Genomic DNA, 13,928 nt, shown 5'->3' on the forward strand with positions numbered 1-13,928 from the left:
GGGCATGCTCCATGTGGGCGTTGTGCGCTGCCGCGGTTGTCCGCGGGGGCCGGACGGTCGTACGCTCGCTATGTCCACCGCGGACAACCGCGGCAGCGCACAACGCCCACATGGAGCATGCCCACCTCCCCGCACCCGCCTTAGCCTGCGAGAAAAGAAGGCAAGCGTCCGTATTACCCCCAGGAGCCCCGCATGACCGCACTTCCGCAGGAGCGCCGCGTCGTCACCGCCATCCCCGGCCCGAAGTCGCAGGAGCTTCAGGCCCGCCGCACCGCCGTGGTCGCCCAGGGCGTGGGCTCCACGCTGCCGGTCTTCGTCACGCGCGCCGGCGGCGGTGTCATCGAGGACGTGGACGGCAACAGCCTGATCGACTTCGGCTCCGGTATCGCCGTGACCAGCGTCGGCGCCTCCGCCGAGGCCGTCGTACGCCGGGCCTCCGCCCAGCTCGCGGACTTCACCCACACCTGTTTCATGGTCACCCCGTACGAGGGCTACGTGGCCGTCGCCGAGGCGCTGGCCGAGCTGACGCCGGGTGACCACGCCAAGAAGTCCGCGCTGTTCAACTCCGGCGCCGAGGCCGTCGAGAACGCCGTGAAGATCGCGCGTGCGTACACCAAGCGGCAGGCCGTCGTCGTGTTCGACCACGGGTACCACGGGCGCACCAACCTGACCATGGCGCTGACGGCGAAGAACATGCCGTACAAGCACGGCTTCGGCCCGTTCGCGCCCGAGGTCTACCGCGTGCCGGTCGCCTACGGCTACCGCTGGCCGACCGGTGCGGAGAACGCCGGCCCGGAGGCCGCCAAGCAGGCCATCGACGAGATCAGCAAGCAGGTCGGCGCGGACAACGTGGCCGCGATCATCATCGAGCCGGTGCTCGGTGAGGGCGGCTTCATCGAGCCGGCCAAGGGCTTCCTGCCCGCGATCCGCCAGTTCGCCGCCGACAACGGGATCGTCTTCGTCGCCGATGAGATCCAGAGCGGGTTCTGCCGGACCGGGCAGTGGTTCGCTTGCGAGGATGAAGGCATCGTCCCGGATCTCATCACCACGGCCAAGGGCATCGCCGGTGGTCTGCCGCTCGCCGCGGTGACCGGCCGCGCCGAGATCATGGACGCGGCGCACGCCGGTGGCCTGGGCGGCACGTACGGCGGCAACCCGGTCGCCTGCGCCGGTGCGCTCGGTGCCATCGAGACCATGAAGGAGCTCGACCTCAACGCCAGGGCCAAGCGCATCGAGGAGGTCATGAAGGGCCGGCTCGCCGCCATGGCCGAGAAGTTCGATGTCATCGGCGAGGTCCGCGGCCGCGGCGCCATGATCGCCATCGAGCTGGTCAAGGACCGCGCCACCAAGGAGCCGAACCCGGAGGCCACCGCCGCGCTGGCCAAGGCCTGCCACGCCGAGGGCGTGCTGGTCCTGACCTGCGGCACCTACGGCAACGTGGTGCGCTTCCTGCCCCCGCTGGTCATCGGCGAGGACCTGCTGAACGAGGGTCTGGACGTCGTCGAGCAGGCGCTCGCCCGTCTCTGAGATCCGGGTCCCGGACCGTATCCGGGATTCCGGATTTCCGGCTGCGGCAGGCCGTGTGAAGAAGGTGTGCGGGGTACATGTCGGGACGGGAATCCGCCTGCCCAAGCGCCTCGGCCTGCCGTAGGTTCTACCCAGATGAGAGATACACCCCGTCCACGGGGGACCGTGGGCGACCTCGGGCCGAGGCCTCCCCAGCTTCGACCTGGTCGTGCCTTCGCGCACACAACCGGCGCCTGACGCCGGGATCTCCTCACCGATCGGACGGTCGCCGCCCCAAACCCCCCGGGGCGTGCGACGTTCCGGTCCGGACGGCCGCCCCGTGACCACCCCCCCCTGTTCCGGGGCGGCCGACCTCCTTCTCCGGGCCCACTCACGTATCCCGGCCGTACTCACGTCCCGGCCGCACTCACGCATCCCGGCCGCACTCACGAATACGGCCCCGGTACGACCCCTCGCGCGCCCGCCTGCCAAGCTGGCCCCCGTGTCGCACCCCGTCCGCCGCGTCCGCCGTGCCCTGCTCCTCGGCATCCCGGCCCCCGCCGTCCTCTTCCTGCTGATCACCTGGCAGGTCGTCGGCCACGGCCCGCTGCTGCGCGCGGACGCCCGGCTCAGCCGGGACCTGGTCCAGCCGGACGGGTTCGCGCAGTTCCTCTCCGACCTCGGCGATGTCCAGGTCGCCGTCCCGGTCCTGCTCGTCGCCGCCGGGTACGCCCTGTGGCGCGGGCGCGGCGCCGGGCACGCCCGCTGGTGGCTGCCGCCCCTCGCGGCCGCCGTCCTGATGGCGCTGCTCCCGGCGCTCGTGGTGCCGCTGAAGGACTGGATCGCCCGGCCGGGGACCCCCGTGGTGCCCCCGGCCACCGGCTACTTCCCCTCCGGGCACACGGCGACGGCCGCCGTGGCCTACGGCTCCGCGACCCTCCTGCTGCTGCCCTGGCTCCGCACCCGCACAGCCCGCCGCAGCGTCCTCGCGCTCTGCGCGGTCCTGGTCCTGGGCGTCTCGTACGGCCTGGTCCGGCACGGCTACCACTGGCCGCTGGACGTGGTGGGCAGCTGGTGCCTGAGCGCGGCCCTGCTGACCGCGCTCGGGGCGCTGCCGGGGTTCAGCCGAAGTAGCCGTCGAACGTCTTCTGGAACTCCCAGTTCGAGTAGCGGTCCCAGTTGATCGACCAGGTCATCAGGCCGCGCAGATCCGGCCAGGTGCCATGGGTGGTGTACGACCCGCAGTCGGTCTTCTTCGTCAGGCAGTCCAGGGTCTTGGTGACCTCGGACGGGGCGACGTAGCCGTTGCCCGCGTTGGTGGAGGCGGGCATGCCGATCGCGACCTGGTCGGGGCGCAGCGGCGGGAAGACGTTGTTCGGGTCGCCGGCCACCGGGAAGCCGGTGAGGAGCATGTCGGTCATGGCGATGTGGAAGTCGGCGCCGCCCATGGAGTGGTACTGGTTGTCGAGGCCCATGATCGGGCCGGAGTTGTAGTCCTGGACGTGCAGCAGGGTGAGGTCGTCGCGCAGGGCGTAGATCACCGGGAGGTAGGCGCCGCAGCGCGGGTCCTGGCCGCCCCACTTGCCGGTGCCGTAGTACTGGTAGCCGTTCTGCACGAAGAAGGTCTCCGGGGCCATCGTCAGCACGAACTTCGCGCCGTACTTTGCCTTCAGGGTCTTCAGCGCGGAGATGAGGTTGACGATCACGGGCGTGGTGGGGTTCTTGAAGTCCGTGTCATTGGTGTCCAGGGACAGCGAGTGGCCCTCGAAGTCGATGTCGAGGCCGTCGAGGCCGTAGGTGTCGATGATCTTCTCGACGGAGGAGACGAAGGCGTCCCGGGCCGCCGTGGTGGTCAGCTGGACCTGGCCGTTCTGGCCGCCGATGGAGATCAGCACCTTCTTGCCGGCCGCCTGCTTGGCCTTGATCGCCGCCTTGAAGTCGGCGTCGCTCTCGGCGTTCGGGCAGTCCGTGACCGGGCAGCGGGTGAACTCCACGTCCCCGGAGGTCGGTGAGGTGGGCTCGGCGAAGGCCAGGTCGATGACGTCCCAGCTGTCGGGGACGTCCGCGAGCCGGGTGTATCCGGAGCCGTTGGCGAAGCTGGCGTGGAGGTAGCCGACGAGGGCGTGGGCCGGGAGCCCGGCGGAGCCGCCGCCCGGGTCGCCGCCCGTTCCGCCGGTGCTCGTGGTCACCACCACCGCCGCCGACTTCGCGGACTCCCCCGCGTCGTTGACCGCCGTGACCTGGAAGCTGTACGCCGTCGAGGCGGTGAGCCCCGTGACGGTGGCCGAAGTCCCGCTCGCCGACTGGACCTTGACGCCGTCGCGGTAGACCGCGTACCCGGTTGCGCCGCTCACCGCCGACCAGGACAGGGCGACGGACGAGGAGGTGACGGAGGAGGCGGTCAACCCGGCTGGTACGGCGGGCGGTTGGGTGGTGCCGCCGCCCCCGCCGGGGCCGGTGAGCGAGAGGTCGTCGGCGTCATAGGCACCCGTGCCGTACCAACCGTGGGTGTACACCGTGACCTTGGTGGTCGAGGGCCCGGTGGTGAAGGTGGTGCTCAGCTTCTGCCAGTCCGGCGCCGACTGGGTCCAGGTGGAGACATCGGTGGTGCCGGTGCCGCTCGCGCCCAGGTAGACGTACGAGCCCCGGACGTAACCGGCCAGCGTGTACTGGGAGTTGGGCTGGACGCTCACCGTCTGGGCGCACTGGGCGTCGTCGCTGCCGGCCGGGGTGGCTTGCAGCGCCGAACTTCCGCTGTGCACAGGTGAGTTGACGGTCGTACCGGAGGAGGCGGAGCAGGTCCAGCCGGAGAGGCCGGACTCGAAGCCGCCGTTCGTGAGCACGTCCGCGTCGGCCGCGCGGGCGGCCGACGAGAGCGCGGTGAGGCCGGGCACGGCGAGGGCCGTGGCCGCGAGGAGGGCGAGCAGGGGTCTGGAGCGGTCCACGAAGACCTCCGGGCAGGGGGGAGTTGGAGGGTGGAACGGCACTCAATTTGGTCCAGACCAATCCTGGTGTCAAGACATGCGCGCGCTACCCGTCCTCCCCCGCCCCCAGCGCCAGCCGTGCCGCCGCCTCGTGCATCGCCAGTTCCAGCAGCGCCGCGTCGGTCAGCGTGCCGGACCCGTCCGGCGGCACCAGCCAGCGCACCCCGCGGCTCGCCCGGCCCGGATGCGGTACGACGATCCAGGTGCCGTTCCCCGCGGTGCGCACCCCGGTGCCCAGCCAGCGCTCCGCGGTGCCCGGCGCCACGAAGAACCCGATCCGGTTGTCGCCGAAGTCGGCGAGCACCGGGCCGGTCCTGCCGAGCATCCGGGTCAGCACGTCCAGCGTCGGGTGGCCCAGATGGGCCGGCAGGATCAGCACGTCCCAGGCCCGGCCCGCGGGCAGCAGCGCGACCCCGTGCGGATTGCGCTCCCACTCCCGGCGGCACCCCCGGGGGTCCGGTGCCACGGATGCCAGCCACTCCACCGCCGTCTTCGTCCCGCCCATGAACAGGCCTCCCGCTCTCCTCGGTGCGCGACGCGCGCGCGTCGCCTCGGGGGGAGAGAGGGAGGCCGTACCGGAGCATTACGCGGGTTTCGGGACCCTCCGGGAGTGACCTGGGTCACGCGAACTAGCTGTCGAAGCCCAGGCCCAGCTTGTCCATCGTGCGCAGCCACAGGTTCCGGCGGCCGCCGTGGGCGTCCGCGCGGGCCAGCGACCATTTGGTGAGGGCGATACCGGTCCAGGCGAACGGCTCCGGCGGGAACGGCAGCGGCCGCTTGCGCACCATCTCCAGCTCGGTGCGCTCGGTGCGCTCGCCGTCCAGCAGGTCGAGCATCACGTCCGCGCCGAAGCGGGTCGCGCCGACGCCGAGGCCGGTGAAGCCCGCCGCGTACGCCACCTTGTCCTGGTGGGCGGTGCCGAAGAACGCCGAGAAGCGGGAGCAGGTGTCGATCGCGCCGCCCCAGGCGTGGGTGAAGCGGGTGCCCTCCAGCTGCGGGAAGCAGGTGAAGAAGTGCCCGGCGAGCTTGGCGTAGGTCTCGGGGCGGTCGTCGTACTCCGCCCGGACCCGGCCGCCGTAGTGGTGGACGGCGTCGTAACCGCCCCACAGGATCCGGTTGTCGGCGGACAGCCGGAAGTAGTGGAACTGGTTGGCGCTGTCGCCGAGTCCCTGCCTGCCCTGCCAGCCGATCTCCGCGAGCTGCTCCGCGCTCAGCGGCTCGGTCATCAGCGCGTAGTCGTAGACCGGGACGGTGTACGAGCGCACCCGGCGCAGCAGGCTCGGGAAGATGTTGGTGCCGAGCGCGACCTTGCGGGCGCGGACGGCGCCGTACGGGGTGCGGACCGCCATCCCGGCGCCGTACTGCTTCAGGGTGAGCGCGGGCGTGTGCTCGTACACCCGTACCCCGAGCCGGACGCACGCCTGCTTCAGGCCCCAGGCGAGCTTCGCGGGGTGCAGCATGGCGACGCCCCGGCGGTCCCACAGGCCCGCCTTGAAGGTCGGGGAGTTCACCTCGGCGCGCAGGGCGGCCTCGTCCAGGAAGTCGATGCCGTCCGCCAGGCCCCGCTCCTGGAGTTCCCTGTGCCAGTCGCGCAGCTCGGCGGCCTGATAGGTCTCGGTGGCCACGTCGATCTCGCCGGTGCGCTCGAACTCGCAGTCGATGCCGTGCCGGGCGACGGCCGCCTCGATCTCGTCGAGGTTGCGCCGGCCCAGCTCCTCCAGCTTGTGGATCTCCTCGGGCCAGCGGGTCAGCCCGTTGGACAGGCCGTGGGTGAGGGAGGCGGCGCAGAAGCCGCCGTTGCGGCCGGAGGCGGCCCAGCCCACCTCGCGGCCTTCCAGCAGGACCACGTCCCGCTGCGGGTCGCGCTCCTTGGCGATGAGCGCGGTCCACAGTCCGCTGTAGCCGCCGCCGACGACCAGCAGATCGCAGGTCTCGGAGCCGGTGAGGGCGGGCTCGGGCGCCGGCTTGCCGGGGTCTTCCAGCCAGTACGGGACCGGCTGGGCTTCGGAGAGAGCGGAGATCCAGTTGTCTTGGCCACGACTCATGGCGCTTGGGGCCATGATTTCAACTCCCTACAGAGCTTTTCGCGCTTTTCGGCGGTGCGGATCTTCGCTGTGCGATTTTCCGCTGTGCGCTTGTTCGGCTTACGCCTTTTGACTGTTACGGCGATTGTTGATCAGCATCGACACGAGCACCAGCAGCACCGCGAGAAGGAACATCGCCGTGCCGATCACATTGATCTGAACGGGCGTTCCGCGCTGTGCCGAGCCCCAGACGAACATGGGGAAGGTGACGGTCGATCCTGCGTTGAAATTGGTGATGATGAAATCGTCGAAGGAGAGCGCGAAGGACAGCAGCGCGCCCGCGGCGATTCCGGGTGCCGCGATGGGCAGGGTGACCCGCAGGAAGGTCTGCACGGGCCCGGCGTACAGGTCCCGGGCGGCCTCTTCCAGGCGCGGGTCCATCGACATCACGCGTGCCTTGACGGCGGTGACGACGAAGCTCAGACAGAACATGATGTGGGCGATCAGGATCGTCCAGAAGCCCAGCTGGGCGCCCATGTTGAGGAACAGGGTGAGCAGCGAGGCGGCCATGACGACCTCGGGCATCGCCATCGGCAGGAAGATCAGCGAGTTGATGGCGCCGCGGGCGCGGAAGCGGTAGCGGACCAGCGCGAAGGAGATCATCGTGCCGAGGACGGTGGCGCCCAGCGTCGCCCAGACGGCGATCTGGAGGCTGATGGACAGCGAGTTGCACATGTCGGCGACGCCGCACGGCTGCTTCCAGGCGTCCAGGGAGAACTGCTGCCACTGGTAGTTGAAGCGCCCCTTCGGTTTGTTGAAGGAGAACACCGTGACGATGACATTGGGCAGCAGCAGATACGCGAGGGTGAAGAGTCCCGCGATGACGACGAGATGGCGCTTGAGCCAGTTGACGACGGGCATTTAGACCAGGTCCTCCGTCCCGGACCGGCGGATGTAGATCGTCACCATGGCCAGGATCGCGGCCATGAGGATGAAGGAGAGGGCCGCCGCCGTCGGATAGTCCAGGATGCGCAGGAACTGCGTCTGGATCACGTTGCCGATCATGCGGGTGTCGGTGGAGCCGAGGAGTTCGGAGTTGACGTAGTCACCGGCCGCCGGGATGAAGGTCAGCAGCGTGCCGGAGACCACGCCCGGCATCGACAGCGGGAAGGTCACCTTGCGGAAGGTGGTCGACGGCCTGGCGTACAGATCGCCGGCCGCCTCGTGCAGCCGTCCGTCGATCCGCTCCAGCGAGGTGTACAGCGGCAGGATCATGAACGGCAGGAAGTTGTACGTCAGTCCGCACACCACCGCGAGCGGGGTGGCCAGCACCCGGTCGCCTGCCGTCCAGCCGAGGAAGTTGGTGAGGTCCAGGATGTGCAGCGAGTTGAGCGCGTGCACGACCGGGCCGTTGTCGGCGAGGATCGTCTTCCAGGCCAGGGTGCGGATCAGGAAGCTGGTGAAGAACGGCGCGATCACCAGGATCATGATCAGGTTGCGCCAGCGGCCCGCGCGGAAGGCGATCAGGTAGGCCAGCGGGTAACCGAGCAGCAGGCACAGCACGGTGGCGCCGGCGGCGTAGAAGATGGACCGCAGGAACTGGGGCCAGTACTCGGAGAAGGCGTTCCAGTAGGTCGCGAAGTGCCAGGTGACCTTGTAGCCCTCCTCCAGGGAGCCCGTCTGCACGGACGTGGAGGCCTGGTAGATCAGTGGCAGCGCGAAGAAGACGACCAGCCACAGGATGCCGGGCAGCAGCAGCCAGTACGGGGTGAACCGGCCGCGCTTGCGCGGGGGCTTCGCCGTCGGTTCGGCGGGGGCGAGCGGCGGGGGCGCCTCGGTGAGTGTCGACATCAGGCGGCGACCTCTTCCCCGGTGCCCGCGTCGATGGCCTGGGCCGCGTCGAGGCCGAAGGTGTGGGCGGGGCTCCAGTGCAGGACGACGTCCGCGCCGGGGACCAGCCGGACGTCCCGCTCGACGTTCTGGACGTAGACCGAGAGTTCGGCGCAGGCCGGGCTGTCGATGACGTACTGCGTGGAGACGCCGATGAAGCTGGCGTCGGCGATCTTGCCGGTGAGGCGGTTGCGGCCCTCGGGGATGCCGCCCGCGTCGTCGGCGTGGGCGAGCGCGATCTTCTCGGGGCGGATGCCGACCAGCACCTTGCCGCCGGCCGGGGCGGGGGCGCTACATCGGGCGGCGGGCAGCACCAGCTTGTCGCCGGCGGCCTTGAGCACGATGTCCTCGCCGCTCCTGGTGTCGACCTCGGCCTCGATCAGGTTGGAGGTGCCGAGGAAGTTGGCGACGAAGGTGGTCCGCGGGTTCTCGTACAGGTCGGTGGGGGCGCCGAGCTGTTCGACGCGGCCGCCGTTCATCACCGCGACCGTGTCGGCCATGGTCATGGCCTCCTCCTGGTCGTGGGTGACATGGATGAAGGTGATGCCGACCTCGGTCTGGATGCGCTTGAGCTCCAGCTGCATCTGGCGGCGCAGCTTGAGGTCGAGGGCGCCGAGCGGCTCGTCGAGGAGCAGCACCTTGGGGTGGTTGATCAGCGCGCGGGCGACCGCGACGCGCTGCTGCTGGCCGCCGGAGAGCTGGTGCGGCTTCTTGCGCGCCTGCTCGCCGAGCTGGACCAGGTCCAGCATGTCCTCGACCTGTTTCTTGACGCTCTTGACGCCGCGCCGGCGCAGACCGAAGGCGACGTTCTCGAAGATGTCGAGGTGCGGGAAGAGGGCGTAGGACTGGAAGACCGTGTTCACGGGCCTCTTGTACGGCGGCAGATGGGTGACGTTCTGGTCGCCGAGGTGCACGGTGCCGCTGGTCGGCTCCTCCAGGCCCGCGATCATGCGCAGGGTGGTGGTCTTGCCGCAGCCGGAGGCGCCGAGCAGGGCGAAGAAGGAGCCCTGGGGCACGGTGAGGTCCAGCGGGTGTACGGCGGTGAAGGCGCCGTAGGTCTTGCCGATACCGGAGAGGCGGACGTCGCCGCTGTTGTCTGTCGTCATCGTGGTCGTCACGCCCCTGTGAGCTTGGAGAACTTCTGCTGGTAGGCGGTCTCTTCCTTCTGCGTCAGGGCGCGGAAGGGGTGGGACTTCGCCTGCATGGCCTTGTCGGGCACGATCAGCGGGTTGCTCGCGGCCGACTTGTCGATTTTGGCGAGGTAGGGAACGACTCCCTCGACCGGGCTCACGTAGTTGACGTAGGCGGCGAGTTCGGCGGCCGGCTCGGGCTCGAAGTAGTAGTCGATGAGCCGCTCGGCGTTCGTCTTGTGGCGCGCCTTGTTGGGGACCAACAGGTTGTCGGTCGACGTCATGTAGCCGCTGTCCGGGATGAGGTAGCCGACGTCCGGGTTGTCGGCCTGGAGCTGGACGATGTCGCCGCCCCAGGCGACGCAGGCGGCGATGTCGCCCTTGGCCAGGTCGGAGGTGTAGTCGTTGCCGGTGAAGCGGCGGATCTGGCCCTTGTCGACGGCCTTCTGGAGGCGGGCGATGGCCGCGTCGTAGTCGTCGGCGGTGACCTTCGCCGGGTCCTTGCCGAGGTCCAGCAGGGTCATGCCGATGGTGTCGCGCATCTCGGTCAGGAAGCTGACGCGGCCTTTGAGCTTGGGGTTGTCCAGGAGGTCGGAGACCGACTTCACCTCGACGCCGTCCAGGGCCTTCTTGTTGAAGGCGATGACGGTGGAGATGCCCTGCCAGGGGTAGGAGTAGGCGCGGCCCGGGTCCCAGTCGGGGTCGCGGAACTGGTCCGAGAGGTTGGCGAAGGCGTGCGGCAGATTGGCCGCGTCCAGCTTCTGGACGTAGCCGAGCCGGATCATACGGGCGGCCAGCCAGTCGGTGAGGACGATCAGGTCGCGGCCGGTGTCCTGGCCCGCGGCGAGCTCCGGCTGGATCTTGCCGAAGAACTCGTCGTTGTCGTTGATGTCCTCGGTGTACTTGACCTGGATGCCGGTCCGCTTGGCGAACGCGTCGAGGGTGGGGTGGTGCTTGCCCGAGTCGTCCACGTCGATGTACTCGGGCCAGTTGGAGAAGTTGACGACCTTCTCGGTGGCCGAGTGGTCGTCGGCGGACACACCGCCCTGGTTCTTGGTCGCGGCGGGTATGCCGCAGGCGCTCAGCGTCCCGAGTCCGCCGATCGCGAGTGCGCCACCGGCGGAGGCGCGCAGCAGCGAACGGCGGGTCAGCGCGGCCCTGCCGCTGCGGAAACTCCGGCGTACGGCGGCCTTTTCGACCGGTGTCAGGCGGTCGGGCTCGTAACTCTCCATGCGCGTGGTGGCCTTTCGGGAGGGGAGGGGGTGCCCGGTGGAGGGGACGGGCGTCGTTCCCGGCGGAGCGGACCGCGGGCGGGGGTCCCGCGGCCGAGGGGTCGCTCTACCGGTCCCCGAAGATCGTGCGGTGCCAGTCCTTGCGGGCCACCGCCGTGTTGTCGAACATTACGTGCTTGACCTGCGTGTACTCCTCGAAGGAATACATCGACATGTCCTTGCCGAAGCCCGAGGCCTTGTAGCCTCCGTGCGGCATCTCGCTGATGATCGGGATGTGATCGTTGATCCACACACAGCCCGCCTTGATGTCGCGGGTGGCACGGTTGGCCCGGTAGACGCTGCCGCTCCAGGCGGAGGCGGCGAGGCCGTACGGGGTGTCGTTGGCGAGCCGGATGCCCTCGTCGTCGGTGTCGAAGGGCAGGACGACCAGTACGGGTCCGAAGATCTCGGACTGGACGATCTCGCTGTCCTGGGCGGCATCGGCGATGAGGGTGGGCCGGTAGTAGGCGCCCTTGGCCAGGTCGCCGCCGGGGGCCTCGCCGCCGGTGACCACGCGGGCGTAGGCGCGGGCGCGCTCCACGAAGCCGGCGACGCGGTCGCGCTGGGCGTGCGAGATGAGCGGCCCGAGGTCGGTGCCGGGGGCGAACGGGTCGCCGAGCCGCACGGTCTCCATCAGGGCGGCGGTGCGCTCCACGAACGCCTCGTACAGCGGCCGCTGGACATAGGCGCGGGTGGCGGCGGTGCAGTCCTGGCCGGTGTTGATGAGCGCGCCGGCCACGGCCCCGTTGACGGCGGCGTCCAGGTCGGCGTCGTCGAACACGACGAACGGTGCCTTGCCGCCCAGCTCCAGGTGGAGCCGCTTGACGGTGGCGGTGGCGACCTCGGCGACGCGCTTGCCGACGCCGGTGGAGCCGGTGAAGGAGGTCATGGCGACATCGGGGTGCCCGACCAGGTGCTCACCGGCCTCCCTGCCGGTGCCGGTGACGATGTTGATCACGCCGTCCGGGAGGCCCGCGGCGGTGGCGGCCTGGGCGAAGAGCAGCGAGGTCAGGGGGGTCAGCTCGGCGGGCTTGAGCACGATGGTGTTGCCCGCGGCGATCGCCGGGAGCACCTTCCAGGCGGCCATCTGGAGCGGGTAGTTCCAGGGCGCGATGGACCCGACGACACCGATCGGCTCGCGCCGGACGTACGACGTGTGGTCGCCGGAGTACTCACCGGCGGACTGCCCCTGGAGGTGCCGGGCGGCGCCCGCGAAGAAGGCGGTGTTGTCGACGGTCCCGGGAACGTCGAACTCGCGGCTGAGCTTGAGCGGCTTGCCGCACTGGAGCGACTCCGCGCGGGCGAAGTCCTCGGCGCGGTCGGCGAGCACGGCGGCGAAGCGGTGCAGGGCGTCCGAGCGCTCACCGGGGGTGGCCGAGGACCAGCCAGGGAAGGCCTCGCGCGCGGCGGCGACGGCCGCGTCGACGTCGTCGGTGCCGGCCAGGTCGTAGGTGTACACCTCGTCGCCGGTGGCCGGGTCGACCACGGCGTGGCGGCGCCCCGAGGTGCCCTTGGTCAGACGGCCGGCGATGAACTGAGCGCCTTCCGCGAAACGGTCCGCTGCGGGAAATCGTTCCTGGCTGGCGGTGCCCGGGTTGTGCATGTCGCTCTCCTCCGCCGATCGCCCCCGTCCCGGGGGTGGGTGGCGTAGCTCCAGCTCGATTTGAGTGCCGATCCTGACAGAGCTATAAGCCTCCAACAAGTGATTCCGTTGTTGCCTTTTGGTTACGCGACGGAATCTGTCGACCAGGTGTCGAGTCGGGCGAGGAAAAGCCGGACGGAGTGTCAGTGGTGCGTGTCAGACTCGCGTGCATGGGGAGGATCACTGGGCTGGAGGCCCTGGTCAGCGAGGTCCGGGCGGGGTCCCGGATCAAATATCTGCACTTCTGGGGCCACCGCCCCCGGCCGGACGGCACCCTCGGCGCGAGCTGTCTGAGCCAGTGGTGGCCGTCACCCTTCGTGGTCGACGGCAGGCGGTACGCGACGGCGGAGCACTGGATGATGGCCGCGAAGGCCCGGCTGTTCGATGACGCGGAGGCGGAGCGCCATGTCCTCGCGGCGGCGCATCCGGCCCAGGCCAAGAAGGCGGGCCGGCTGGTGCGCGGCTTCGACGAGGCGATATGGGAGCAGGAGCGGTTCCGGATCGTGGTCGAGGGCAGCGTGCACAAGTTCGCCGCCGATCCCGCGCTGCGCGCGTTCCTGCTGAACACGGGCGAGCGGGTGCTGGTCGAGGCGAGCCCGGTGGACCGGGTGTGGGGCATCGGTCTGACGGCGGACGACGAGGCCGCCCAGGACCCGGAGCGCTGGCGGGGGCTGAATCTGCTGGGCTTCGCACTGATGGCGGCACGGGCGGAGCTGGCCGCGGGCTAGATCGGCGGGGTCAGGCCTTTGTACGACGGGGGCTGAACACGACAGGCGGCGGGGTCCGGCAGGTGGCGGGGTCCGGCAAGTGGCTGAGCACGGCCGGAGTCTGGGCCCGGCGGGCGGCTGGGTCCGGCAAGTGGCTGAGCACGGCCGGAGTCTGGACCCGGCAGGCGGCTGGGTCCGGCAGGCGGCTGGGTCCGGCAGGCGGCCGGGGGCTGCCGGGGGCCGGGTGCGGCAGGAGGCCGGGCGCGGCAGGCGGCCGGGGGCTGGGTGCGGCAGCAGGCTGGATACGACGATGCCCGCCGGACCGGGTCGTGCGGTTCGGCGGGCAGAGGTCGGAGCGGTCAGCCCCGCGCCGCCACCGCCACCGGCGCCGAGACGGAGTGCAGGGAGCCGTAGTACGGATCGGAGCTGGAGTGGTCCTCGTTGATCGCCGCGGTGATGCCGATCGCGAGGAGCACGATCACGGCCACGCCGACGATGATCCCGATGACGCCCATGATCAGACCGGCCTGGGCCTGGCCGTGGTTGGTCGCCTCGCCGCGCTCGGCCCGGCGCCGTCCCTTGACGCCGAAGACCACCGCGAGGATGCCCAGGATCACGGAGGCGACGCCGTACAGGCAGAACAGGCAGATCGAGAGGATGCCGAGCACCATCGCCGCGGTGCCCATGCCGTTCTGCGGGGTCATCGGCATACCGGTCCAGCCGTAGCCGCCGCCGGCCGGGTAGCCGGGGTAGCCGTAGCCGCCCGCGGGCGGC

12 protein-coding genes are annotated in these 13,928 nt (G+C 70.2%); 3 read left to right on the forward strand and 9 right to left on the reverse strand.

The genetic code is table 11. The annotated features are described in order from the left end of the window. The first annotated feature begins 192 nt into the window (after positions 1–192). Entirely contained in the window at positions 193–1,527 is a 1,335-nt protein-coding gene (gene gabT / locus CCN72_RS12300; protein WP_086807562.1) for a 4-aminobutyrate--2-oxoglutarate transaminase, read from the forward strand. A gap of 481 nt (positions 1,528–2,008) precedes the next feature. Further along, positions 2,009–2,689, forward strand: a complete 681-nt coding sequence (locus CCN72_RS12305; protein WP_244174206.1) for a phosphatase PAP2 family protein — start codon at positions 2,009–2,011, stop codon at positions 2,687–2,689. Here CCN72_RS12305 and CCN72_RS12310 read toward each other — a convergent pair. The 8 genes from CCN72_RS12310 to CCN72_RS12345 all read right to left on the reverse strand — a co-directional run bounded on the left by CCN72_RS12310 (position 2,628) and on the right by CCN72_RS12345 (position 12,408). Continuing rightward, the gene (locus CCN72_RS12310) at positions 2,628–4,451 is read right to left on the reverse strand and encodes a chitinase (RefSeq protein ID WP_086807563.1); all 1,824 of its coding nucleotides are present in this window, start codon (positions 4,449–4,451) and stop codon (positions 2,628–2,630) included. The two genes, CCN72_RS12305 and CCN72_RS12310, sit on opposite strands and share 62 nt — an antisense overlap. An 85-nt stretch (positions 4,452–4,536) precedes the next feature. Further along, complete coding sequence (locus tag CCN72_RS12315) at positions 4,537–4,995, reverse strand: hypothetical protein (RefSeq protein ID WP_085566800.1); 459 nt, start codon at positions 4,993–4,995, stop codon at positions 4,537–4,539. Between the two features lie 124 nt (positions 4,996–5,119). Further along, a complete protein-coding gene (locus CCN72_RS12320; RefSeq protein ID WP_086807564.1) occupies positions 5,120–6,550 on the reverse strand; it encodes an NAD(P)/FAD-dependent oxidoreductase in 1,431 nt (476 codons plus the stop codon). 84 nt (positions 6,551–6,634) lie between these two features. Beyond that, positions 6,635–7,435: an ABC transporter permease gene (locus tag CCN72_RS12325; RefSeq protein WP_037654488.1), complete on the reverse strand. Its 801-nt coding sequence runs from the start codon at positions 7,433–7,435 to the stop codon at positions 6,635–6,637. After that, positions 7,436–8,365: an ABC transporter permease gene (locus tag CCN72_RS12330; protein WP_086807565.1), complete on the reverse strand. Its 930-nt coding sequence runs from the start codon at positions 8,363–8,365 to the stop codon at positions 7,436–7,438. It lies immediately after the preceding gene. Continuing rightward, complete coding sequence (locus CCN72_RS12335; protein ID WP_086807569.1) at positions 8,365–9,510, reverse strand: ABC transporter ATP-binding protein; 1,146 nt, start codon at positions 9,508–9,510, stop codon at positions 8,365–8,367. The genes CCN72_RS12330 and CCN72_RS12335 overlap by 1 nt, the downstream gene beginning before the upstream one ends. An 8-nt stretch (positions 9,511–9,518) precedes the next feature. After that, the gene (locus tag CCN72_RS12340) at positions 9,519–10,766 is read right to left on the reverse strand and encodes an ABC transporter substrate-binding protein (RefSeq protein ID WP_085566796.1); all 1,248 of its coding nucleotides are present in this window, start codon (positions 10,764–10,766) and stop codon (positions 9,519–9,521) included. A 106-nt stretch (positions 10,767–10,872) separates the two neighbouring features. After that, entirely contained in the window at positions 10,873–12,408 is a 1,536-nt protein-coding gene (locus tag CCN72_RS12345; protein WP_086807566.1) for a gamma-aminobutyraldehyde dehydrogenase, read from the reverse strand. Positions 12,409–12,617: 209 nt separating this feature from the next. On the opposite strand from CCN72_RS12345, the gene CCN72_RS12350 reads away from it, so the two are divergent. Beyond that, the gene (locus tag CCN72_RS12350) at positions 12,618–13,175 is read left to right on the forward strand and encodes an NADAR family protein (RefSeq protein WP_086807567.1); all 558 of its coding nucleotides are present in this window, start codon (positions 12,618–12,620) and stop codon (positions 13,173–13,175) included. A gap of 338 nt (positions 13,176–13,513) precedes the next feature. On the opposite strand, the gene CCN72_RS12355 is transcribed toward CCN72_RS12350, so the two are convergent. Then, a partial coding sequence (locus CCN72_RS12355; RefSeq protein WP_143664088.1) for a DUF4190 domain-containing protein occupies positions 13,514–13,928 on the reverse strand: 415 nt, incomplete at its 5' end.

Source organism: Streptomyces murinus, from assembly GCF_002154555.1.
Classification (GTDB): Bacteria; Actinomycetota; Actinomycetes; order Streptomycetales; family Streptomycetaceae; genus Streptomyces; species Streptomyces murinus.

Bases quoted from the DNA above. Each gene is read 5' to 3' on its own strand.
- gabT (WP_086807562.1), top strand. From the start codon at position 193: ATGACCGCACTTCCGCAGGAGCGCCGCGTCGTCACCGCCATCCCCGGC.
- CCN72_RS12325 (WP_037654488.1), bottom strand. From the start codon at position 7,435: ATGCCCGTCGTCAACTGGCTCAAGCGCCATCTCGTCGTCATCGCGGGA.
- CCN72_RS12320 (WP_086807564.1), bottom strand. From the start codon at position 6,550: ATGGCCCCAAGCGCCATGAGTCGTGGCCAAGACAACTGGATCTCCGCT.
- CCN72_RS12335 (WP_086807569.1), bottom strand. From the start codon at position 9,510: ATGACGACAGACAACAGCGGCGACGTCCGCCTCTCCGGTATCGGCAAG.
- CCN72_RS12350 (WP_086807567.1), top strand. From the start codon at position 12,618: ATGGGGAGGATCACTGGGCTGGAGGCCCTGGTCAGCGAGGTCCGGGCG.
- CCN72_RS12340 (WP_085566796.1), bottom strand. From the start codon at position 10,766: ATGGAGAGTTACGAGCCCGACCGCCTGACACCGGTCGAAAAGGCCGCC.
- CCN72_RS12315 (WP_085566800.1), bottom strand. From the start codon at position 4,995: ATGGGCGGGACGAAGACGGCGGTGGAGTGGCTGGCATCCGTGGCACCG.
- CCN72_RS12345 (WP_086807566.1), bottom strand. From the start codon at position 12,408: ATGCACAACCCGGGCACCGCCAGCCAGGAACGATTTCCCGCAGCGGAC.
- CCN72_RS12330 (WP_086807565.1), bottom strand. From the start codon at position 8,365: ATGTCGACACTCACCGAGGCGCCCCCGCCGCTCGCCCCCGCCGAACCG.